Raw genomic sequence first — 22,444 nt, 5'->3', positions numbered from 1 at the left:
ACGTGCATGCAGCGTGCAGCCCTGGCATACCGCCAAACCCAAGTGACCACCGCCACTCCGGGCCACATCGTGGTGATGCTCTTCGAAAGCGCCATCACCGCATTGCAGCAAGCCAAGACCAAGATGCTGGAAAAGGATTACGCCACCAAAGGCATCCTCATCTCCCAGGCGCTCGACATCATCGCGGAATTGGACGGCTCTCTGAACAAGGAAAAAGGCGGCGAACTGGCGCAAAACCTCCACAGCCTCTACACCTATTGCACCTGGCAATTGGTGAACGCCAACATCCAGATGAATCCCGCCTTGCTGGACGAAGTGGCGGGGATCCTCGAGACCCTGCGCTCGGCATTTGCGGAAATCGTCAAGGAACCCAAATAGTGTGCGGCATCGCGGGACTGCTGACCAACGCCCCGCGCCAAAAGCGGGAAATCCAGGCCCTGCTTTCCGCCATGGCCCAGCGCATGGCGCACCGCGGCCCGGACGGCGAAGGCGTTTTTGCCGACGCCCATTGCGGTTTGGCCTCGCGGCGCTTGGCCATCATCGATATCCCTGGCGGCAGCCAGCCCATGGTCCATGCGCCCACCGGGGCGGTACTCGTCTTCAACGGTGAGATCTACAACTATCAGGAACTGCGCGCCGAGCTTGCGGCCCTAGGGCACACCTTTGCCACACGCTCGGACACCGAGGTGCTGCTTGCGGCCCTCATGACGTGGGGAAAAGACGCCGTGGTGCGCCTGCACGGGATGTTTGCCTTCGCCCTCTGGGAGCCGCAGCGCCGCACCCTTACCCTGGGCCGGGACCGGCTCGGCAAAAAACCCCTGGTCATGGCGCAGGTCCCTGACGGCATCCTCTTCGCCTCGGAGATCAAATCCCTCCTGGTCCATCCCCAGGTGCCCCGGAACCTGGACCCCACCGCTCTGGCCCAAGCCATGGACTACGGGTTTGCCGTGCCTCCCCGTACCTTCGTGCGCGCCGTCACCCAGCTGCCCCCTGGGCATTGGTGCACGATTTGCGCAGACGACGCCCCCGTGCGCCTGCGCCCGCAGCGCTACTGGCAGCTCCCCGAAGACCTCGATCCTCCGGCCAGCCGCGCCGAAGCCGCAGCCCAGCTCACCCACCTCCTCTCCGAAAGTGTCGCCCAGCGGCTGCATGCCGACGTACCCGTGGCCTGCTACCTCTCCGGCGGCATCGACTCCAGCGCCGTGGCCGCCCTCACCGCACGGCACAGCACGGCCCCGGTGCAGACCATCTCCATCACCTTTGCCGAGCACCACAGCGACGAATCCCCCTTTGCCCGCATGGTGAGCCGCCACGCCGGTACCCAGCACCACGAATTCCGCTGCCACCTGGAGCCCGAGGACCTGCCGCGCCTCATTTGGCATTTGGAAGCCCCGCTGGTGACGCTGCTCCACCTGCCGCTCTATCTACTCGCGCGCACGGCCCGAAAGTTGGGATTTCAGGTGGTCCTTTGCGGCGACGGCTCCGACGAGGTGCTTGCCGGCTACGATTATTTCAAGTTCTTGAAACTCCTGCCCTTCATCGAGCGGGCACCCCAACGCCGCCTGCCCCTGCTCTGCCGCGTGCTCCCGCCGGGCACGGACCGCGCCGCGCTCCCCGGCTGGTACGCCCACCTCAAGGCCGCCCCCTGCCGCCATCCGAGCCTACCCTACCGCTTTCAGGCCTTCCGTTTTGCCTCGGCCCTCATGAGCGACTCCACCCTGGCGGCCATGGCCGCCAACGCCCACGAGCGCAGCCAAGAAATCCCCGCAGTGCCGCCTGCGCGCAGCCTCGTGGATCAGGCGCTGTTTCTCGAGGCCCACATGCGTCTGCCCGGACTCACCCTGCTTTTGGGAGACACCATGAGCATGGCCCATGGGGTGGAACTGCGCTCGCCGTTCTTGGATCACCGCTTGGTGGAATGGGCCTTTCGGATCCCCGCCCATTGGAAGCTCAGGGGGCTCACCGAAAAGGCCCTGCTCAAGAGCGCCATGACCCCGATCCTTCCTGCCGCCATCTGCCAGCGTCGCAAGCAACCCCTCGCCGCGCCCGCGCCCTGGTTTGTGCGCACGTTCCGGGAGATGATCGGCGACACCCTCGCCCCCGCCACAGTGCGGCGTCTCGACTACTTCCGCCCGCAATTTTTGGAGGCCGCCTTGGCGCGCTTCGACGCCGGGGGCGAAGACGCCGCAGGCATCCTCGTGGTGGCCTTCTTCCTTCATCTCTTTCACGAGCAGTTCCTCAAAAGCGCCACGGCCTAGCCTCGGCGTGCCAAGCCGCCGCCTAACCCAGGCAGGCAAAGCCGCCGCCCACCCACGGGCACACCCCGCACGGCACCTCGGCGCCGTAGCAGTCAGCGACGAACGGCTCCGGACTGCCGTCCACGAAGTTGCAGGGCACGACGTTACAGTCAAAACACCGGGCAAAGCTCCCCTGCGCCTGCTCACGGAAACGTCGCGCCTGGGGGCTGTTCCACACCGCCACCGGATCGTCTGCAGGAAGGCGCCCGAGGATACGTCGGGCTACGGTCACCGCCTGCCCCTCAGGATACACCACCGCGCTGTGCCACACAAAATGGCACGGACTGAGCGATCCGTCTTGGGCCACAGCCAGGGTCGGGGTGGCCACGAACGGACAAGCTCCGGGCTCCTGCACGGCCGTTGCGGGAAGCTCCACCTCCATGCCGTGGCGCGCCGCCACCTGCTGCACCTGCCCCAGGACTCGGGCGACGGCGTTTCGCCGCGTCACCGCCTCGGGCTCCAGGGCCCGCACCACCCGGCTCAAGGGGAGCTCCACCCCCTCGCGCTGGGCTGCGGTCAGCATGGCGCGTACTGCAGCCACCCATTGCCGCTCCTTGGGGCCAGGAAAGGGGTGGTAATACACTTGGTCCAAACGCCGCATATTGAGCCCCTGATCCACGAACTCTGCCAGCGCCGCACGGGCGAAATCCAATGCGCGCTGGGAAACGGCGGTGTACAGGCTCTGCGCCGCATCCTCCTTGCGGTAGGGGATGAGATGGGAAAGGATCACAAAATCCGCGCCCTGCCGGCCGCACCAGTCCACGGCGTCCGCCACGAAGGCGAGATTGCTTTGGGAGAGCACGAGCTCCGCCCCGAGGCGCACCTGTCGGCCATGGCTTCGGGCTGCCGAACGCATATGGACAAAGGCCTGGGCAATTCCCTCCACCGTGGCCCCAGGTCGCAGCGCCCCCAGAAGCGCATTCTCCTGGGCGTCCACGGAAAAGGCCACCTGATCCACGCCTGCGGCCACCAGCTCCCGCGCCAGCTTCTGGGTCAGCAGCATGCCGTTGGACTGAAACCCCACCCGCACCCCGGGGTTCCACGCCTTGGCCTGGGCCACCCATTCCACCAAACGCGGATGGAGCAGGGGCTCACCAATGCCCGAGAGCACGAGGCTCTGGCACTGGGCAATCACAGGACGCAGGGCCGCGAACACCTCCGGCGCCATATGGCTATCCGGGAGATCCCAGCCCTGGGTATGTTTGACACAGGACGGACAGGCCAAATTGCACCGGGTGGTCACCTCCACCACCACGCGCGCAGGAAATTCGCAGTTCAATACGCCTCCTTATGCCGCCATGCCCGCGGCCAAACGCCCCAATGCGGCCACCGCATCTTCGATCTGGGAAGTCCACGGCACCGCCGCGTTGAGGCGGACAAAATGGTCCAACTGCCCGTGGAGAGAAAAAATCGTGCCAGGCGCAATGCCGATCCCCTGCTCCCGGGCGCGAAAGAAAAGCTCCACGGCGTCCACGGACCTGGGGAGTTCGATCCATACCACGCCCCCGCCTTGCGGCCGCGTCTGGCGCGTGCCTGGCGGGAAATGCCGCGCCACGGCAGCGGCCATGGCCTCCATGCTTCGGGCGATACGGGAACGCAAGCGCCGCACGTGGCGGTCATACCGACCCTGGCGCAGGTACGCCGCTACCACCATCTGCGGCAGGGTGGCGGAGCTCACATTGGTCGTCGCCTTCACCGCCAGGGCTTCGGCAAACCACCGCCCCGGCAGCACCCAACCAATGCGGTAGCCCGGACACAAGGTCTTGGAAAACGAGGAACAGGTAAGCACCATACCTTTACGGTCAAAGGCCTTGGCCAGGGGCGGCCGCCGCGGGGCCAGGTGGAGGTCGCCAGCCACGTCGTCTTCGATGAGCGGGATGCCGCGCGCAGTGAGGGTCTCCACGATCTCGGCCTTGGCAGCGTCCGGAATGAGACTCCCGTCGGGATTGTTGAAGTTGGGAGCCAAGATGCACGCCTGGATGGAGAGCTGCTCCACTGCCCGGCGCACGTCCTGCGGCCGGACACCATGCTCCGGGGACGAGGGGATCTCCACGGCCCGGACCCCGAGATTCTCAAGCAGCTGCTGGAAACAAAAGTACGACGGCGCGGCGATGAGGGCCGTGTCCCCCGGCCGCAGCACCGCACGCAAGGCCACGTACAAAGCCTCCATGGCGCCAGCGGTCACGAGCACCTCTTCAGGGGATACCCGGCAGCCGGCCCCTGCCGCCCGCACGGCGATCTGCTCCCGCAAGGCCCACAGCCCCTCCACCGGCGCATAGCCCACGTGGTCTGCCCCCTGCTGCCGCACGAGCTGCCCCGCGATCCGCCCCAAGGCCCGGCCAGGCAAAAATTCCGGGGCCGGACAATTGATGCCCAAAGGGACGAGATGCGCGCTGCCCACGCTGGCCAGCACCCGGGCAATGAGCGCGCCCTTGGTCATCTCCCGAGGCCGCAACTCCAATTCCGGCGGCCGCGGCGGCAAGGACGGCGGCGCCAGACGCCAAAAATATCCCGAACGAGGGCGGGCCTCCACCAGCCCCCGGGCCTCCAATTCGCCATATGCGGCAAGCACGGTATTGATGGATACCCCATACCGGGCCCGCAGCGTGCGCACCGAAGGCAGGCGCTCCCCGACACCACCCGCACGAGACTCCCGCGCCGCCACCAAGGCTTCGGCCAGTTCCAAATATTTGCACCCGCGCATCTGTACCCCAAAAATCAAGCTCTTTCTGTATCTGTACCCAATGCTCCGCCTCTGCCAAAGATCCTGCGCGGAGGCAATCGATAATGGAGTATCAACAACATCCCCAATGGGCCCAGGCCTTGCGCCAGGTGGCCCCCATCGTCCTCGGCTACGTACCCGTGGGCTTCGCCTACGGGGTGCTGGCCCGCCAAGCGGGGCTGGATCCCGCGGCCGCCATCCTCATGTCGGTATTGGTGTTTGCAGGCTCAGCCCAATTCATCGCCATCAGCCTCATCAGCACTGGGGCCTCGCTGGCAACCATCGCGGCCACCACCTTTGTGGTGAACCTCCGTCATGCCCTCATGGCCGCGGCCTTGGCCCCGTACCTGCGATCCTGGAGCTGGGCACGCCTGGCGGCCTTCGCCGCACAGCTCACGGATGAGACCTTTGCGCTGCACGCCCACCGCTTTGCCCAGAATGCGCGCGACGCAGCGGAAACGCTGACCATCAATGGGGTCGCGCACACCGCCTGGTGCCTGGGCTCCGCCCTGGGGGCCGTGGCCGGCGGACTCATCCACGATGTGCGGCCATGGGGCCTCGACTTCGCCCTGCCGGCCATGTTTCTCGCCTTGCTCGGCGCGCAACTGGGTTCGGCCGCCCACATCCTGGCGGCAACCAGCGCCGCGCTGCTCACCGTCCTCCTGCACGCCTGGGGCGTGTCCCAGTCCGTGATCCTCATCGCCACCATCACCGCCGCCACATTGGCCCTTGGAGTCGATACATGGAAACGCTCGCCATCATCCTTGCCATGAGTGTCGTGACCTATCTTCCCCGCGCCCTGCCCCTTCTTTTGTGCGCCCGACGCGCCGTGCCCGATCCTTTGGCCCGCTGGCTGGGATTCGTGCCGCCGGCGATCCTCGCTGCCCTGCTCGCCCAAAGTGTGCTTTGCGCCGGCCCCAACGTGGACATGAGCATGAAAAATCTTTTTCTCTGGGCAAGTGTGCCCACGGCCCTGGTGCGCTGGAAAACCCGAAGCTTCGCCGCCACTGTGGCCGCAGGTATCCTCACCGTGGCCCTGCTGCGGGCCGTCTTCCCCTAACTACCCCACGCAAGGAGCCTTCATGTTCTCTCCAAGCCGCCGCATGGCCCACGTGCCGCAATCCTTTATCCGGGAGATCCTCAAGGTCACCCAGAAACCGGAAGTCATCTCCTTTGCCGGCGGGCTCCCGGACCCGGAGTGTTTCCCCGCGCAGGCCATCAGCGAGGCCGCATCCCGGGCCATCGGCCGCCACAGCGCCCGAGTCCTGCAATATGCGCCCACCGAAGGGCTTTTGGAACTTCGCCAATGGATCGCCCAGCGCTACCAGCGCTTCGGCCTTTCCCTGGGCCCGGAAAACGTCCTCATCACCACCGGTTCCCAACAAGCCTTGGATCTTCTGGGGAAAATCCTCCTCAATCCAGGGGACACCGTGCTCATGGAGCACCCCAGCTACTTGGGCGCCATCCAGGCCTTTTCCCTGCTGGAGGCGCGCTTCGCCACCGCTCCCCTCACGCCGCGCGGGGTGGACCTGGCCGCTGTCCAACGTGCGCTGCAACGCGGGGCCCGGCTGTTCTACACCATCCCCAATTTCCACAACCCCACCGGCATCAGCGCTGATGCCTCCACCCGCCAGGCACTCGCCCGGCTCATGGCCGAGTACCCCCAAACCCTCCTCGTGGAGGACGACCCCTACGGCGAGCTGCGTTTCCACGGCCCCGAAATCCCGCCCATCTTCGCCGCCACCCACGGGGCAAGCATCCACTTGGGATCTTTTTCCAAGATCCTCGCCCCAGGGCTGCGCGTGGGGTGGATGGCCGGGCCGCCGGAAATCATCCGCGCCGCGGCCACGGCCAAACAAGCGGCAGACCTGCACACCTCCACGGTGTGTCAGGCCGTCATCCTCCAACTCCTCGAAGACGGTTTTCCCTTAAAAGCCCATATCCAGCGCGTCTGCGAGCACTACGGTGAGCGCGCTCAGGCCATGATCCACGCCTTGCGACACGCCGCTCCCGAGGGCACTTCCTTCACCAACCCCGAAGGCGGCATGTTCCTGTGGCTGTCGCTTCCCCCGCAAGGCCCTACCAGCATGGAGCTCTTCCACGCCGCCATGGAAAAAAACGTCGCCTTCGTGCCCGGAGGCCCATTTTTCCTCGACGGCGGCGGCGCCCATGCGGCACGCCTCAACTTCACCGCAGCCTCCTCCGAGCGCATCCGTCAGGGCATCCTGCGCCTCTGCCGATGCCTCGCCGATCTGCTGCAAGCCCAAACCGCAGCCCCGACAGAGGCAAAACGGCGCAAGCATCCGCAGCCCTGAAACCTCCGCACGGAAGGCACGGCGTCACTTTCGCATCCACGGCCGCACCCGCCTTGCCCTTGGCGGGATGCTGCGCTACCAGGGGGCAAACCGTGGAGGTGTGCCGTGCCCCTTTTCGTGATCCTCCTGCTTCTTGCCGCCGCGTGCAGCCAAGAGCCTGCGGCGCCTCCAGCGCCGGCTTCCGTAACGGCGCCGGCACACCTCCTGGCTTCGGTGCACGCCTCCCGCGTGCGAGCCATCGCTGCGCAGATCCAGGCCCAGGGCCGCATGGAGCTCGCGAGCAAGGTGAGCGGCACGGTGCGCCAGGTCCTGGTGGCCGAAGGAGCGCCGGTGCAATCCGGCCAGCCCATCCTCATCATCGACGACGCAGATCTCGCGGCCCGCAAGCGTTCCCAGGATCAGGCCGCGCGCCAGGCCGAAGCCCTGGCCGCTGCAGCCCGGGTGCGCGCCGCCCGGGCCAAGGAGACCCTCGCGCGCCTGACCCGGGTCCTCGCCCAGGGCGGCGTGTCCCGAGAAGAAGTGGACCAGGCCCGGGCCCAGTACCAATCCCTGGCCCAAGAAGCCCAGGCCCAAGAGGCCCTGACGCAAAGCCTCTTTGCCGCCGCCCAAGAGACGGAAGCCATCCGCGCCCAGTCCGTGGTCCGCGCCCCGCACGCCGGCGTGCTCACCCAGCGCATGGTGGATGCCGGGGCCTTTGTGCGCGCCGGCGAGATCCTCGCCGTGGTGGAAGATCAGCGCCTTGGCCTGGAAGTGGAGGCCCTGGTGGACGAACGCCTGGCGCCGACGTTGGCGGTGGGGCAAACCCTTCGGGTGATCGTCCCGGCCCTGGACGCCACGCCGCGCCCCGTGCGGGTCACCGCCAGCATCCCGACGGTGGAGGGAACCATGTTCCGGGTCAAGACCACCCTCCCGGAAGGGATTTCGGCCAGATCCGGGATGTTCGCCCGGCTGCTCGTCCCTGGAGACGCACGCGACATCCTGCTGGTGCCACGGGCGGCCATCCAATGGCGCGGCGGACTCCCCACGGCCTTCATCGTGGACGCCACGGACACGGTACGGCTGCGGGTGCTGCGTCTGGGGGACTTCTTCCGCCTGGAAAACGGACTGCTCATTCCAGCCGCCCCCGACGCCCCCGACGCCCTGGCGGAGGTGGTGGCGGGGCTGCACGCCGGTGAGCGTGTCCTCATGAACGCCCCGGAAACCACCCGCGAAGGCATGCGCTGGAGCGCCCCATGAGCCACTCCGGCGACCTGCTCCACCGCCTCACGGCGCTCTTCGTGGACTCCAAATTGGTGCCCCTCACCGTGCTCTTCGCCCTGCTCTTGGGGGTGGTGGCCGTGCTCAGTACCCCCAGCGAGGAAGAGCCCCAGATCGTCGTGCCCATGATCGACATCGAAGTCTCCATGCCGGGGGCAAGCCCCCGGGAGGTGGAGCAGCGGGTGGTGGGCCCCATGGAAAAGCTCCTGTGGGAAATCCCGGGTGTGGAGTACGTCTACTCCACGGCCATGGACGGGGCGGCCATGAGCATCGTGCGTTTCACCGTAGGCTCCAACCCGGAAGAGAGCCTCATCAAGACCTACGCCAAGCTCTACCAGCACCTGGATTGGATCCCGCCCGGCTGCTCCATGCCGCTGGTCAAACCCCGCTCCATCGACGACGTGCCGGTGGTGGCCCTAAGCCTCACCAGCCCGCAGCGCACGCCCGCAAGCCTGCGGCGCATGGCCTTGGAAGTAGCGGAAGCAGTGCGCCGCATCCCCGGCGTCAGTGAAGTCTCCATCATCGGCGGTGAGCGCCGCGGCATCACCGTCGAGCCGGATCCGGAAAAACTGCGGCTTTTCGGCATTGATCTCGCGCAGGTGTCCGAAGAGCTCCAGGCCCACAACCAGGCCGAGGTGACCGGGCATCTGCACGGAGCCGGGGTGTCACGGCCGGTACGCCTCTGGAGCGCTCTGGCCTCGGCAAGCGAAGTGCGGCGTGTGGTGGTCGCCGTCCATCAAGGAAAACCCGTGTACCTGGAAGATGTGGCCGAGGTGCGCGACGGCCCCTTGGAACCGGAACACTACGTCTTTTTCGCCGCAGGTCCGGGAAAGGCCGCCAAGGGCATCGGCCTTGCCCCAGGAGAGCTCGCCCCGGCCGTGACCCTCTCCGTGGCCAAGCGCGCCGGCGAGAGCGCCACCCGCATCAGCCACCAAGTCCAGCATCTCGTGCGCTCCCTGGTGGGAAGCGTCCTGCCTGGAGACGTGGACGTCGTGGTGGTGCGGGACTACGGTGCAACCGCCCGCCACAAATCCGATGAACTCCTCTTCCATCTGGCCCTGGCGACCCTGAGTGTCGGGGCCATCGTGGCCCTGTTTTTGGGCATGCGGGCAAGCTTCGTGGTCATGGTGGCCGTGCCCGTCACCTTGGCCATCACCCTGGCCACGTATTGGCTCCTCGGCTATACCCTCAATCGCGTCACCCTCTTTGCCCTCATCTTCTGCATCGGCATCCTGGTGGACGACCCCATCGTGGACGTGGAAAACATCGTCCGCCACCTCAGGCTGCCCCAGTCCCGGGGCAAAGGCCTCTCGGAGATCATCGTGGACGCGGTCTCGGAGGTGCGCGGCCCCTTGGTGCTCGCCACCTTCACCGTCATCGCCGCCATCATGCCCATGGCCTTCGTGCGCGGCCTCATGGGCCCCTACATGCGTCCCATGCCGGTGGGCGCCAGCATCGCCATGCTGCTCTCCATGGCCGTGGCCTTCGTGATCACCCCGTGGCTCGCCAAGCGCTTTTTGGGCCGCGAGGTGGAGCACACCGAGCACTCCAGCGGCCGCATCACCCAGCTCTACGTCCACTTCATGCGCCGGCTCATCCACCATCCCCGGGACCGCGCCCTGTTTCTCGGCGCCGTGGCGGTGCTCTTCCTCCTGGCCGTGGCCATGTTTCCGCTGCGCTTGGTGCTGGTGAAGATGCTCCCCTTCGACAACAAGAGCGAACTCGAGCTCGTCATCGATATGCCCGAAGGCACGGCCCTGGAAGAGACCATGGCCGCAGCCGAGGCCATCTCCCGGGCAGTGCTGGCGGACCCGGCGGTGACGGACATCCAGCTCTACGTGGGTACTGCCGCGCCCTTCACCTTCAATGGGCTGGTGCGCCACTACTATGGCCGCAAAGGGAGCCACGAGGCGGAAATCCAGGTCAACCTCACCCCGCGCGGCGTGCGCCACGAACAAAGCCACGCCATCGCGGCCCGGATCCGGCAGGCCGTGGCCCCTGCGGCCCAAAGTTTCGGGGCCAATGTGAAGACCGTGGAGGTCCCTCCCGGCCCGCCGGTGCTCCAGACCTTGGTGGCGGAAATCTACGGCCCCAGCGAAGAAGGCCGCTTGGCCGTGGCTCGGCAGGTGCGCGACGTGCTCAAGGCTACTGCCAACGTGGTGGATGTGGACTGGTACGTCACCGACCCGCACCCCGAGCTCCGGGTGGAACTGGAGGCGGACAAGGCCACGGCCCTGGGAGTCTCTCCGGAGCGGGCCCGCCAGGTGCTGGAAGCCGCCCTGCGCGGCACCACCGTGGGCCTCGTGCGCGACCCGCAAAGCCGCGAAGACGTGCCCTTGGTGGTGCGTCTGCCGCAGGGCCGCCGCACCAGCGAAAGCCAGCTCGCCGCGCTGGGGGTCCACGGGACACACGGCGTCGTCTCCCTGGGAGAGATCGCGCGCATCCGCCAGGACATGGCTCCTGCAGCTATCTACCACAAGAACCTCTTTCCCGTGGTGTACGTCACCGCGGACATGGCCGGCGGAGAAGAAAGCCCCATCTACGCCATGCTGCGCGCCGGCCACGCCCTGGACGATCTCGCCGCCCAAGGCCGCGGCGCCTGGCAGCGCGCCCAACCTGGCACGCTACCACGGCTGACCACCAGCATGCCTGCCCAGGACCACGAGTACGTGCTCAAGTGGGACGGGGAATGGCAGATCACCTATGAAGTCTTCCGGGACATGGGCCTGGCCTTTGCCGCCGTGCTGGTGCTCATCGCCCTCCTGGTGGTGGGCTGGTTCGGCTCCTACACCACGCCCATCGCCATCATGGCGCCCATTCCCCTGTCACTCATCGGCATCATCCCGGCCCACGCCCTGACCGGCGCCTTTTTCACCGCCACGTCCATGATCGGCTTCATCGCCGGCGCGGGCATCGTGGTGCGCAACTCCATCATCCTGGTGGACTTCATCGAGCTGCGCCGAGGCCTCGGCGTCCCCCTGGCCGAAGCCGTGGTGGAGGCCGGAGCGCTGCGCTTTCGCCCCATGCTGCTCACTGCCGCCAGCGTGGTGGCCGGGGCGTTCGTCATCCTCTTCGACCCCATCTTTCAGGGGCTCGCCATCTCGCTCATGGCCGGCGAAGTGGCGGCTACCCTGTTCTCCCGTCTGGTGGTGCCGGTGCTCTACTATCTGGAAAAACGCCACGAAGAGCGCCACCCCACACCGCAGGCGACAGTTCAAGGCTGATGCGTCCCGCGGGCCTCTGTCCCTCCGCAGTGTCCGCCCCCGCCCACCAGAGGTTTTGACTTCCCAATGGGCCGTAGCTACACGATATCCATGCCCCTTGGGCTCGGAGGTTGTCATGGAACGCAAAAAACTGCCCATCGGCATCCAGACCTTCGCCGAGATCCGGCGTGAAGGCTACTACTATGTGGACAAGACGCCCTTCGTGAGCGCGCTTGCCGAAAGCGGGAAGTACTATTTCCTCTCCCGGCCCCGGCGCTTCGGTAAATCCCTGTTTCTCGACACCCTGGCCGAGGCCTTTGCGGCAAACCGCACGCTCTTCACTGGGCTGTATCTGGAAAATCACTGGGATTGGGAGCGACGCCACCCGGTGGTGCGCATCAGCTTTGCCGAGGGCCGATTGGAGCATCGGGCGGATTTGGACCGCCGCATCCGCGGCATCCTGCGCGAAAACGCCGAGCGTCTCCAGGTGGCGCTCGATGATCTGGACGACATCTCCGGCAGCTTCGGCCAACTCATCACCCGCGCGGCAGAGAAGCACCAACGCCAAGCCGTGGTGCTCATCGACGAGTACGACAAACCCATCCTCGACAATCTCACCGATCCGGACACGGCGCGGGCCATGCGCGAGGGCCTGCGCAACCTCTACTCCGTGCTCAAGGGCCGGGATGCGGACCTGCGCTTCGTCTTCCTCACCGGGGTGTCCAAGTTCAGCAAGGTGAGCCTCTTTTCCGGGCTCAACAATCTGCGGGACATTACCCTGTCCCCTCAATATGCCACCATCTGCGGCTACACCGAGACGGACCTGGACACGGTCTTCGCCCCGGAGTTCGCCGCCGCCATCAAGGAAGGCTGCGCCCTCGATCGGGACGCCGTGCGCGCCTGGTACAACGGCTACCACTGGGGAAGCGAAGCGAGCGTCTACAATCCGTTCGACGTGCTCCTTCTTCTGGCGGAACGCCAGTTCCGCTCCTGGTGGTTCGAGACCGCCACCCCCACCTTCCTCGTGGAGTGGCTCATGCGGCATCAGTTCTTCACCCCGCGCCTGGAGCGCCTCTATGCCAGCGAAGCCCTGCTTTCGGCCTTCGACGTGGACCGCATCGAGCCCGAGGCCCTACTCTGGCAGACCGGATATCTCACCATCGGCGAGGTACTGCAGGAAGGGGATCTCCTCCTCTATGGGCTCACGCTCCCCAACCGCGAGGTGCGCATGGCCCTCAATACGGCCCTAACCCGCGCCTTGGTGCCCGGTTTTCGCGACGAGGCATCGCTTTTCGTGCTGCGCACCCTGCGAAGCGGCGACGCCCACGCCCTGGGCGAGCACATGACGCGCCTTTTTGCAGGCATCCCCGCGGACTGGTACCGCAAAAACCCCATGGCCCGCTACGAAGGCTATTTTGCCAGCGTGTTCTATAGTCACCTGGCGGCGGTGGGGGTCACCATCATCCCGGAGGACGTGAGCCACCTGGGCCGCTGCGACCTCACCGTGCGGGCAGGAGACGTCGTCTGGGTCCTGGAATTCAAAGTCGTCGACGGCGACGCACCCACCGGCGCGGCCCTCGCCCAGCTCAAGAAGAAAGACTACGCCGCCAAATACCGCGCCCCGGACGTCACCGTCATCGAAGTGGGCGTGGAGTTCAGCACGACAAGGCGCCAGATCGTGGGCTGGGAGGTGGCCCCGCTCTAACCGCCTTGCGCAGGCGCCGTGTTCCACCAATGCCTTGTGCGGGCGGCACCGAGAACATCCTCGCGAGATGCAACGCCTCCAGCCGTGCGAGGCCTTTTCCGCAGGCGCTGCGGGCATGATGGATGCCCACGGAGGACGCCATGTACATTGCTCGAATCCTGACTCCTCAAGGGACACGCTACGCGCTGCGCCGCACCATTTCCACCGCAGGCGTGCTCCTCAGCCAGACCATCCTCGATCTCGGCCCGAACCCCTGCGCGTGGTACGAAGACGGCGCCTTTCGCCCGCCGCTTCTCGATGCGGTCTTCGCCGCAGCCGGCAGTCTCGACGACGCCCTGCTGGACGCCGTGGAAGCGGCATTCGCTCCGTTCATTCCCGCCCTCGAAGATCGAGGACACCGTCGGCCTTGGGTCCGCCGCCGCCTCGTACCGGAAGAAGAAGCCCAGGTGGCAGGGCTGCACCCCTTCGACAAGCGCCGCCTGGCCTTTTTGCGCACCGGCGAGACCAATCTCGGGGCCATCCATCTGGTGCATCCCAAGCTTTTCCTGCGCCTTGTGGGAAAAAGCCGCGATGAGCTGGAGCAGGAATTTTGGCGCATGGAGCGCAACCTGCGGCCCGAGGAGCTGCGTGCCTACACCTTTGCCGCCTTCAACCTGCAAAGCCAGTTTGCCTGCCTTGCCGCCCGCCATGCCCCCGAGGCCCTCGACCCCGAGGCCGTGGACGCGGCCTTCCTGCGGGCCCTCTGCCAGATCCACGTAGACGACGCCTTCTGGCAGGGGATCGTGCGGCCGGCCTCGGGCATCCACCCCTATCTTCGCCGCTACGCCTGCTACCACTACGATTTCGAGTTCCCAACCGCGGACTCCTGGGCCCGCATCGTGGATGGATTCATGGGCAGTTTCCGACGGCCGCGTCCCCGACGCCCCAGCAGGCCCGTGGACGCCACCCGGGCCGAGGCCCTCTTCGGCGTACCGTGGCCGAAACTCCGGGCCATGGGCCGTGCCGAGCTCATCCGTCTCTTCCGACGCCGGGCCAAAACCCTCCATCCGGATGCCGGCGGCCGCCACGAAGACTTCGTGGAATTCCTCGACCTCTACCGCCGCCTGGTGACACGACCCAAGGCCTAGGAAAGCCGCCCGATAAGCCCCAAGAGCCCATGCAAGATGGTGAGCGGGTGGAGCGGACAGCCGGGGATGAAGAGGTCTACGGGCAGAAGCTCCGTCGCCCCGCTCGATGTCTCCGGCAGCCCCGCATAGATGCCCCCGGAGATGGCGCACGCTCCCACGGCCACGCTCACGCGTGGATCCGGACTTGCCGCGTGGGTCCACAGCAGCGCGTCACGCATATTGCGGGTCACCGGCCCAGTGACCGCCACGCCGTCGCCATGACGCGGCGAAGCCGGCGCCGCCAGCACCACCATGGCCGCATGGGCCACGGCAGTGGCCACCAAAAGCCCCCGGCGCAACGCATCCCCCGCCACGAACAGGGCGAGGACGCCGGCCACAACAGGAAGAGCGACAAGAAGCGTGGGAAGCATGGGCATGGCTAATCTCGCAAGGTACAAAACCGGTCCACGTCGATGGAGTCAAAGGTCCGGCTGATGTGGTGGATGGCGATCCCCATGACGAAAATGGCCACGAACAAATCCAACAGGATGAGGAATTCAATCCACATGGCGTCATGGCCGATCAAAGGGACCCCCAAAAGGAAGATGCCGTTTTCCATGGTCAGATACCCGATGACCTGGGTGAGGGCCTTGTGGCGCAGCACGATGAGAATGATACCGGAAAGGACCGTGAGCAGGGCAGCTGGGAGCAGGAGCGGCGGAGCCACCACCGGCAGCTCCACCCGGGAGTCCATCCAAAAGAGCAGCCCAAGCCCCACGAGGCCCGCCACCACGCTCGTGCCCAAGCCCATATAGGGTTCCACGATCTCGCTCGAACCGATGCGGCGCATGGTGCGCCACAAAAGCCACGGGAACACCCCAGCCTTGAGGGTCGCCATGGCCGCGGCCACCAGCAACTCTTCCCCGCCAGGATTCATGCCCGCCACCACGACGCCCAAAAGCACCCCATGGGTCGCCGAAAGGAGGATGAGATGCCGCAGGCGGCCGGCGCCCAACAGCACGAGGTCGCTCAAGATCACGGCCCACCACACCAAAGAGAGCGTCTGTGCGCTCATAGTCTTCCTCCCCAGATCACGGCAAACAGCACCACCAAGCCGCAGGCTGCGCCGCTCAAGATAAAGGCCGGCACCCGGGGCATGGGGAGGCGGGCGCTCAAGGACTCCACCATGCCCACGGCTGCGGCCACCGCCAAGGTCCCGACCACGTGGACAACCACGGCCCACGGCAACGACACGGCGTGCAGCGGCAAGGCCAGGGCCACGAGGAGCGCGGCGAACACCCACAGTTTGAGGGCCGCGCCATAGGTGATGGCCGCCAGCTCCGGGCCGCTATGGTCCAGGACCATGACCTCGTGGATCATGGTGAGTTCCAGATGGGTGTTGGGGTCGTCCACCGGCATGCGGGCGTTCTCCACCAGCAGCAGGAGAAACACCGCTATCCCCAGCAGCACGCCGCCGCCGTGCAGCACATCCACCGCCGCCACGCCGTCGGCCAGCCGCAAGCCACCCTGGCCTGCGGCGGCAAGAAGCGCCGCGAGCAGCGCGGGCTCTGCCAGAGCCCCAAAGGCGGCCTCCCGGCTCGCCCCCATGCCTTCAAAGCTGGAGCCCACGTCAAGAGCGGCCAGCATGGTGCCCAGACGCGGCAGGGCGAGCACGTACGCGAGGACCACGAAATCCAAGGGGAAAGACCACAGGGGGGGACGCCCCGCAAAGGGGACGAGGAGCATGGCCACCACCGGCCCCACCACAGCGCACACCGGCCCCAAACGAAAGACCCACGAGGTGGTTTCGCTCACCACGGTGCCCTTGCGCAGCAATTTGGCCAGATCAAAATAGACTTGGAGCACAGGCCGGCCGCGCCGGCCCGCCCACAGCGCCTTCACCCGATTGATGATCCCCAACAAGGAGCGGGGCGCACACCACGCCCACTGCCCAAAAAAGGCCTTGCATCCACCTACCTCCAAAGCTGCCACGCTATGAGAAGCCCCAGCACCGCCACCATGGTGAACACATAAAGCTGGATGCGGCCGTGTTGCAGCCACTTGAGGGCGTCACACATGCTGCGCACCCCACTGAAGAGCTCTTCCCAGGCCCCACGCACGGGGTCCACCGTCTCCACGCGCACCCAGGCATGCTTCGGAAAGAATCCAGCAGGTTTTTCGGTCGTAACCCGAACAACACTCGTTCCCCCGATGGCCCGCCACAGGGGATGGGCAAAGCCAAAGGCGGAATACTCCATGCGCGCCGACGGGGCCGCATAGCCGCAGTCCCAGGTGCGAAACCGTCGGGCATCCGCCCAGCCGGGAAGCAATCGACGCACCCCCGCCACCACGACCACCGCGACGGCGACCACCACACCGATGGTGGAAATCTGCGCCACTCCAGCCACAAACGGGGCAAGCGGCTCCCGCGGGACCGCGCCCAAGACCACGCCCACGGCAGGCAGGGCGAGCCCCAAGACCACCGGGGCCGCCACTGCCGCGGCCAAACAGGCGGCCGCCAGCACCATCATGGGCAGGCGCATGAGCCCCCCCGGCTCTTTGGCCTCCCCGGCCTGCGGCGACCTCGGGGCGCCCAAAAAGGCGATCCCGAACAGCCGGGTCATGCCCGCGAGCACCACGCCGCTCACCAAGGCCAAGCCCACGAATCCGGCGAGCATGACGCCGCGCAGCCCGGGATCAGGCGCCGCCATGCCCGTGGCCAGGGCGGCGAAGAGCAGCACCTCGCCCACCAGCCCACAAAAGGGCGGGAGCCCCGACACCGTGGCCACGCCTACGGCCATGCACCGACTCACCTGCGGCATGCGCTGGGCGATCCCGCCCAGGGCGCGAAGCTCCACCGTTCCCGTGGCTTCGAGCACCGCACCGGCCCCCATAAACAGGAGCCCCTTGAACAAGGAATGGTGCAGGAGATGCATCAAGGCCGCCGCCAGACCCAGCCAGGCGGTGACCACCAGGCCGCAGGCGTATCCCACGATGCCGACACCCACCGCCATGAACACCAACCCCATGTTCTCCACGGTGCTGAAGGCAAGCAGCCGCTTGGCATTCCCCTGCACCAGCGCCTGCATGGCCCCGAACACCGCGCTCAGCCCCCCCGCCAGCATCAACAGGATGCCCGCGCCGGCCCCAGGCATACCCACCACGTCCAGGGCGCGCACCACCGCATAGATCCCGGTATTCACCATCAGACCGGACATGAGGGCGGACACATGACTCGGCGCGGCCGGGTGCGCTTCCGGTAGCCATACGTGCAGCGGCACCAGACCGGCTTTGGCCCCGCCGCCGAGCACCATGAGCCCGAAGACCGGCAGCGCCAGGGAGCTTCCCGGCAGGGCCGCGCGCATGGCGTCAAAGGACCATCCGCCCGACGCCGCGGCCAGGGCGAGGCCCGCCATGAGCGCTGCGCCTCCCAAGTGTGCTGCGGCCAAATACTCCCAGGCCGCGGCACGCACCGAGGCATCGCGATCGTCAAAGGCCACGAGAAAAAACGGCGCCACGGACATGAGCTCCCACCCCACCAAGAACACAAAGCCGTCGTCGGCCAGAAACACCACGGTCATCCCGAGCAGCAGAAGCAGCACCACGGCCCAATGAACGCCCAAGTTCCGCCGGCCCACTGCATGCTGCAAATAACCCACGCCGTAGAGGGCCACCATGGCCCCCAGCCCAAAGAGGGGAAGCAGAAAAAAACGTGACACCGCATCCAGGCGCAGGGCTCCAGAACCCAAAGGTGGCGCAAACGGCAGTATCCAGCGGCCGTCCGGACCCAGGGCGAAGCCCAACCCCGCCAGACAGACCGCGAACATCACCGCCGGGCCGAGCACCGCGCCCCAACGCCCCCGGCCGGCTGCCGCCGAAAGCACCATCCCAGCAATCATCATTGCCACAAGCCACCACAGCATAGTGTTTCTTCCTCCCCTTATTTTGGACCAACGACGGGGCAGGGGGCGTCTATGGTGTATCGAAATGTTAGTCACGAAAAATCTTGCTCTGCCGAACACCGACCTTGCCAAGACAAGCAGCCCACGGCTATGGAGAAAGCGCCCGGGAGGACTGTTCCTGGAGCCTCTTTTTTTGCGCGAGAGACCATGCGTACCGACTCCATCTTGAGCCTCATCGGCAACACCCCCCTCTTCGAATTTCCCGGCGAGCGCATCGTAGCCAAGGCCGAATTCCTCAACCCCGGCGGCAGCATCAAGGACCGTGTGGCCCTGGCCATGCTCGAAGGGGCCGAGCGCGACGGCCGCCTACAGCCCGACTCCATCATCGTGGAGCCCACCAGCGGCAATACCGGCATCGGCATCGCCCTCGTAGGCAGACTCAAAGGCTACACCGTGCGTATCGTCATGCCCGAAAACATGAGCGAGGAGCGCAAAAAGCTCATCCGCAGCCTGGGGGCGGAGCTCGTGCTCACCCCGGCGGAAGAAAGCATCGCCGGCGCCGTGCACGCCGTGCGGCGCATGCAGGCCGAAGACCCACGCGTCTTCGTGCCCCAGCAGTTCGAAAACCCCGACAACCCACGGGTACACTATGAGGAAACCGCTCGGGAGCTGTGGCGGCAAACCGGCGGCGAAATCGACTGTTTCGTGGCCGGGGTGGGCAGCGGCGGCACCCTGCAGGGGGTAGGCTCTTTCCTCAAGGAACACCGGCCCGGGGTGCGCATCATCGCGGTGGAGCCCAAAAACGTCTCCGCCCTCTTGGGACACGAACCGGGGCTCCACCAAATCCAGGGCATCGGCGACGGCTTCATCCCCGCCATCCTGGACACCTCCTTGGTGGACGACGTCATCGAGGTCAGCGACGAGGACGCCATCGCCACCACCCGCGAGCTGGGCCGCTCCTTCGGCCTCCTGGTGGGCATCTCCTCCGGGGCCAATGTGTGGGCCTGCCGGCAGATGCGGCGCAAGCTCGGCGGCGTCATCGCCACAGTGCTTCCCGACCGGGCGGAGCGCTACTTCAGCACCGCGCTGCTGGAGACATGAGGCCGTATCCCCGGGCCACGCCGACAGTCCTTGGGTGACGGCGCGCGCTCACCCCGACGCAAGCGCAGACAGCGCGCCCGTCCAAGCAGTTCCCCTGAATCCTCCGCGACCACTTGCCCATGGAGGCGCAGCACTCGTGACTTCTTCTTTCCCAGAAATCCTTGCCCCTGCAGGCGATAGCGACAGCTTCCTCGCCGCGCTGGCCGCCGGCGCCGACGCCGTGTACTGCGGCCTCAAACATTTTTCCGCCCGCATGGAGGCCGACAACTTCGGCCTCGGCGAGCTGGCCGCCCTCACGGCCCTGGCCCACAGCCATGGCCGCAGGGTGTACGTGGCCATGAACACCCTCATCAAACCGGGAGAACTGGCCCAAGCCGGCCGCCTGCTGGAACGCATGACCCGAATGGTGCTGCCGGACGCCCTCATCTTCCAGGACCTCGCCATGGTGGGCCTGGCCCGCCAGACCGGATTCGCCGGAGAGCTCCACCTCTCCACCCTGGCGGCGGCCTCCCCGGGCCGGGGCGTGGCCTTGGCCGCAAACCTGGGCATCCAGCGCGTAGTGCTGCCGCGGGAACTCTCCATCGACGAGATCAAGGCCGTGGCCCGGATGCTGCCGCCAAATCTGGATTTGGAAGTCTTCGTGCACGGCGCCCTCTGCTACGCCGTATCCGGCCGCTGCTCGTGGTCGAGCCTTTTGGGGGGGAAAAGCGGGCTGCGCGGCCGTTGCGTGCAGCCCTGCCGCCGCCGCTACCGCCGCAAGGGCGAGGCCCACGCCTTCTTTTCCTGCGACGACCTCGGCCTTGGGGTCCTGGTGCGGCTTTTGGGCGAGGTGCCCGCCGTGCGCTCCTGGAAGATCGAAGGCCGGAAAAAAGGCCCGCACTACGTGTTCCATACCGTACGGGCCTACCAACTGCTTCGCGACCACGGCCGCGACCCCAAGGCCCGGCGCGAGGCCGAAGACCTGCTGGCCATGGCCCTGGGCCGGCCCACCACCCGCTACTTCTTTCTGGGACACAAGCCGCGCTCGCCGCTGTCGCTGCGGCCCCAAACCGGATCGGGCCTCTTGCTCGGCACCGTGACCGGCGGACCACGCCCCCGGGTGCAGGTGCGCGAGGCCCTCATGGCGGGCGACCTGGTGCGCGTCGGGCTGGAAGACGCCGGCGGCTCCTTCACCGTGCCCGTGCGCCGTTCCATCCCCAAAGGCGGCCGCCTGGATCTCTCCCGGCCCGCCCAGGGGAAACCGGTCTTTCTCGTCGACCGCCGACCGCCGGAACTCGGCGGCATCCTGCGCACGTGGCGGGCCAAGCTCCCCGCCGCGCCACCTTCCCCCGCTTCCGACTTCGTCCCCAAGCTCCCGCAGCCTACGGCACCGCCGCGAGCGCGCCAGGCCCGCCCCATCCGCCTTCATGCCTGGCGCCGACTGCCGGCCCGCCTGCCCCGCGACGGTGAACACGGGATCTGGTTTCTGCCCGGGGTGGAGCGCTCCATCTCCCGGCATATCTTCCGACGGCTGTGGTGGTGGCTGCCGCCCATCATCTGGCCCGAGGAAGAAGCCGCCTTTGCCGAGCATCTCGAAGACGTGGAGCGCCTGGGCGGTCGGCGCTTCGTGCTCGGCGCCCCCTGGCAGCGGGCGCTGCTTTCTTCCCGCGCCGAGGCCTGGGCCGGCCCGTTTTGCCACGCGGCCAACGCCCTCTGCCTTGCCGCCCTGGCGGATTTCGGCCTGGCCGGGGCCTTTGCCTCCTTCGAGCTCGATGGGGAAAGCCTGCTGGCGCTACCGGGATCGAGTCCGCTTCCCATGGGAGTCGTGGTGGGGGGCATGCTTCCGGCCTGTGTGGCCCGCGTCCGCGCCGACAGCATCCGCGACGGCGAACCGCTTATCAGCCCCAAGGGCGAAGTCTTCTGGACGCAGCGCCACGGCTCGCTGTTTTGGACCTACCCCAACTGGGAGATGGACCTCAGCGCCCACCAGCAGGAGCTTCTCGGTGCCGGCTACCGGGTCTTGGCCACCCTGCACGAATGGGTGCCCAAGACCGTCCCCCGCAAGGAACGGCCGGGACTGTGGAACTGGGAGGGGGGGCTTATCTAGACAGCAGCGGCCGCCCATCAACCCCGGCCAGCCAGCGGCCATACACCGTGCGGGCTATGGCCTGCAGGGCGCCGATCCACTGCGGGGTGGCGGCCATCATGGCCTGGGGCTCCTGCACCCAGGGGCCGAAATGGGCGAAGATCTCCTCCGCGCCCAAGGCGGCCCACTCCTCCACCATGGGGGCGGTCATCTCCACATGAAACTGCAGGCCCAGGTGCGGTCCCACGGCAAAGGCCTGATGGGGACAGGCCACGCTCTGGGCGATCCACTGCGCGCCTTCGGGAATGGCGAAGGTCTCGCCATGCCAGTGGAAGGCCACAAAAGAGCGCACCGGCCCAAACCAGCCCTCCCCGCCCGGGCGCACCTGCACCGGATGCCAGCCGATCTCGGTAGCGGTATTGGGGGTAACCCTCGCCCCCAATGCCCGGGCCAGAAGCTGCGCCCCCAGGCAATGCCCGAGCACCGGGATGTTCGTCTCCACGGCCCGGCGCACCAGCGCCAGCACCTGCGGGATCCACGGCAGGGGATCATTGACGCTCATGGGGCCGCCCATGAGCACCAGGCCGGCAAAGGCCGCAGGGTCCGCGGGCACCTCCTCGCCTTGATCCACGGCCACCAGGCGCCAGGGGCGCCTTTGCTCCTCCAGCACCTGCGCCAAATACCCCGGCCCTTCATGCGGGGCGAAGCGTACGATCGCGATGGGCAGCATATGTGCTCCTCCAAATGCGCACAAGGCCGCCGGATATCCAG

The 22,444-nt window shown here is 66.9% G+C and carries 18 protein-coding genes; 11 read left to right on the top strand and 7 right to left on the bottom strand.

Going from position 1 to position 22,444, the window contains the following annotated elements; genetic code table 11:
• Window positions 1-6: 6 nt before the first annotated feature.
• Together fliS and asnB are read left to right on the top strand one after the other, a co-directional pair.
• Window positions 7-378 (top strand): flagellar export chaperone FliS, encoded by a 372-nt coding sequence (gene fliS / locus BR00_RS08875; protein ID WP_281751551.1) that lies wholly within the window; start codon window positions 7-9, stop codon window positions 376-378.
• A complete protein-coding gene (gene asnB, locus BR00_RS08870) occupies window positions 378-2,258 on the top strand; it encodes an asparagine synthase (glutamine-hydrolyzing) (protein WP_496477235.1) in 1,881 nt (626 codons plus the stop codon). The genes fliS and asnB overlap by 1 nt, the downstream gene beginning before the upstream one ends.
• 22 nt (window positions 2,259-2,280) lie before the next feature.
• Here the strand turns inward: asnB and BR00_RS08865 are convergent, their stop codons facing one another.
• Both BR00_RS08865 and BR00_RS08860 read right to left on the bottom strand, forming a co-directional pair.
• Window positions 2,281-3,576 carry a radical SAM protein gene (locus BR00_RS08865; RefSeq protein ID WP_496477234.1) on the bottom strand — a complete coding sequence of 432 codons (1,296 nt, stop codon included), beginning with the start codon at window positions 3,574-3,576 and terminating at the stop codon, window positions 2,281-2,283.
• 9 nt (window positions 3,577-3,585) lie between these two features.
• Entirely contained in the window at window positions 3,586-5,001 is a 1,416-nt protein-coding gene (locus BR00_RS08860) for an aminotransferase-like domain-containing protein (RefSeq protein WP_496477233.1), read from the bottom strand.
• 83 nt (window positions 5,002-5,084) lie between these two features.
• On the opposite strand from BR00_RS08860, the gene BR00_RS08855 reads away from it, so the two are divergent.
• The 7 genes from BR00_RS08855 to BR00_RS08825 all read left to right on the top strand — a co-directional run bounded on the left by BR00_RS08855 (window position 5,085) and on the right by BR00_RS08825 (window position 14,626).
• The gene (locus BR00_RS08855) at window positions 5,085-5,792 is read left to right on the top strand and encodes an AzlC family ABC transporter permease (RefSeq protein WP_496477232.1); all 708 of its coding nucleotides are present in this window, start codon (window positions 5,085-5,087) and stop codon (window positions 5,790-5,792) included.
• Complete coding sequence (locus BR00_RS08850; RefSeq protein WP_496477231.1) at window positions 5,762-6,079, top strand: AzlD domain-containing protein; 318 nt, start codon at window positions 5,762-5,764, stop codon at window positions 6,077-6,079. Before BR00_RS08855 ends, BR00_RS08850 begins: the two co-directional genes overlap by 31 nt.
• 22 nt (window positions 6,080-6,101) lie before the next feature.
• Window positions 6,102-7,334 (top strand): aminotransferase-like domain-containing protein, encoded by a 1,233-nt coding sequence (locus BR00_RS08845; RefSeq protein ID WP_496477230.1) that lies wholly within the window; start codon window positions 6,102-6,104, stop codon window positions 7,332-7,334.
• A gap of 105 nt (window positions 7,335-7,439) precedes the next feature.
• Window positions 7,440-8,570, top strand: coding sequence for an efflux RND transporter periplasmic adaptor subunit (locus BR00_RS08840; protein ID WP_496477229.1), 1,131 nt, complete (start codon window positions 7,440-7,442; stop codon window positions 8,568-8,570).
• The gene (locus tag BR00_RS08835) at window positions 8,567-11,815 is read left to right on the top strand and encodes an efflux RND transporter permease subunit (RefSeq protein ID WP_496477228.1); all 3,249 of its coding nucleotides are present in this window, start codon (window positions 8,567-8,569) and stop codon (window positions 11,813-11,815) included. The genes BR00_RS08840 and BR00_RS08835 overlap by 4 nt, the downstream gene beginning before the upstream one ends.
• A gap of 115 nt (window positions 11,816-11,930) precedes the next feature.
• Window positions 11,931-13,499: an ATP-binding protein gene (locus tag BR00_RS08830; protein ID WP_496477227.1), complete on the top strand. Its 1,569-nt coding sequence runs from the start codon at window positions 11,931-11,933 to the stop codon at window positions 13,497-13,499.
• A gap of 140 nt (window positions 13,500-13,639) precedes the next feature.
• Window positions 13,640-14,626 (top strand): hypothetical protein, encoded by a 987-nt coding sequence (locus BR00_RS08825; protein ID WP_496477226.1) that lies wholly within the window; start codon window positions 13,640-13,642, stop codon window positions 14,624-14,626.
• On the opposite strand, the gene BR00_RS08820 is transcribed toward BR00_RS08825, so the two are convergent.
• The 4 genes from BR00_RS08820 to BR00_RS08805 all read right to left on the bottom strand — a co-directional run bounded on the left by BR00_RS08820 (window position 14,623) and on the right by BR00_RS08805 (window position 18,528).
• Window positions 14,623-15,042 carry an NADH-quinone oxidoreductase subunit B family protein gene (locus BR00_RS08820; RefSeq protein WP_496477225.1) on the bottom strand — a complete coding sequence of 140 codons (420 nt, stop codon included), beginning with the start codon at window positions 15,040-15,042 and terminating at the stop codon, window positions 14,623-14,625. The two genes, BR00_RS08825 and BR00_RS08820, sit on opposite strands and share 4 nt — an antisense overlap.
• Before the next feature lie 2 nt (window positions 15,043-15,044).
• A complete protein-coding gene (locus tag BR00_RS08815) occupies window positions 15,045-15,680 on the bottom strand; it encodes a hydrogenase-4 component E (protein WP_496477224.1) in 636 nt (211 codons plus the stop codon).
• The gene (locus BR00_RS08810; RefSeq protein ID WP_496477223.1) at window positions 15,677-16,471 is read right to left on the bottom strand and encodes a respiratory chain complex I subunit 1 family protein; all 795 of its coding nucleotides are present in this window, start codon (window positions 16,469-16,471) and stop codon (window positions 15,677-15,679) included. The genes BR00_RS08815 and BR00_RS08810 overlap by 4 nt, the downstream gene beginning before the upstream one ends.
• 107 nt (window positions 16,472-16,578) lie before the next feature.
• Window positions 16,579-18,528 (bottom strand): proton-conducting transporter transmembrane domain-containing protein, encoded by a 1,950-nt coding sequence (locus BR00_RS08805; protein WP_496477222.1) that lies wholly within the window; start codon window positions 18,526-18,528, stop codon window positions 16,579-16,581.
• 186 nt (window positions 18,529-18,714) lie between these two features.
• Between BR00_RS08805 and cysK the strand changes: the two genes are divergently transcribed.
• Both cysK and BR00_RS08795 read left to right on the top strand, forming a co-directional pair.
• Window positions 18,715-19,608, top strand: coding sequence for a cysteine synthase A (gene cysK, locus BR00_RS08800; protein ID WP_496477221.1), 894 nt, complete (start codon window positions 18,715-18,717; stop codon window positions 19,606-19,608).
• 136 nt (window positions 19,609-19,744) lie between these two features.
• Window positions 19,745-21,694, top strand: coding sequence for a peptidase U32 family protein (locus BR00_RS08795; RefSeq protein WP_496477220.1), 1,950 nt, complete (start codon window positions 19,745-19,747; stop codon window positions 21,692-21,694).
• Here BR00_RS08795 and BR00_RS08790 read toward each other — a convergent pair.
• The gene (locus BR00_RS08790) at window positions 21,687-22,403 is read right to left on the bottom strand and encodes a type 1 glutamine amidotransferase (protein ID WP_496477219.1); all 717 of its coding nucleotides are present in this window, start codon (window positions 22,401-22,403) and stop codon (window positions 21,687-21,689) included. The two genes, BR00_RS08795 and BR00_RS08790, sit on opposite strands and share 8 nt — an antisense overlap.
• Window positions 22,404-22,444: the final 41 nt, after the last annotated feature.

It is taken from the genome of Thermodesulfomicrobium thermophilum DSM 16697 (assembly GCF_059568695.1).
Note: the sequence above shows the minus strand (reverse complement) of the source record. Positions and strands in the feature narration are given on the sequence as shown.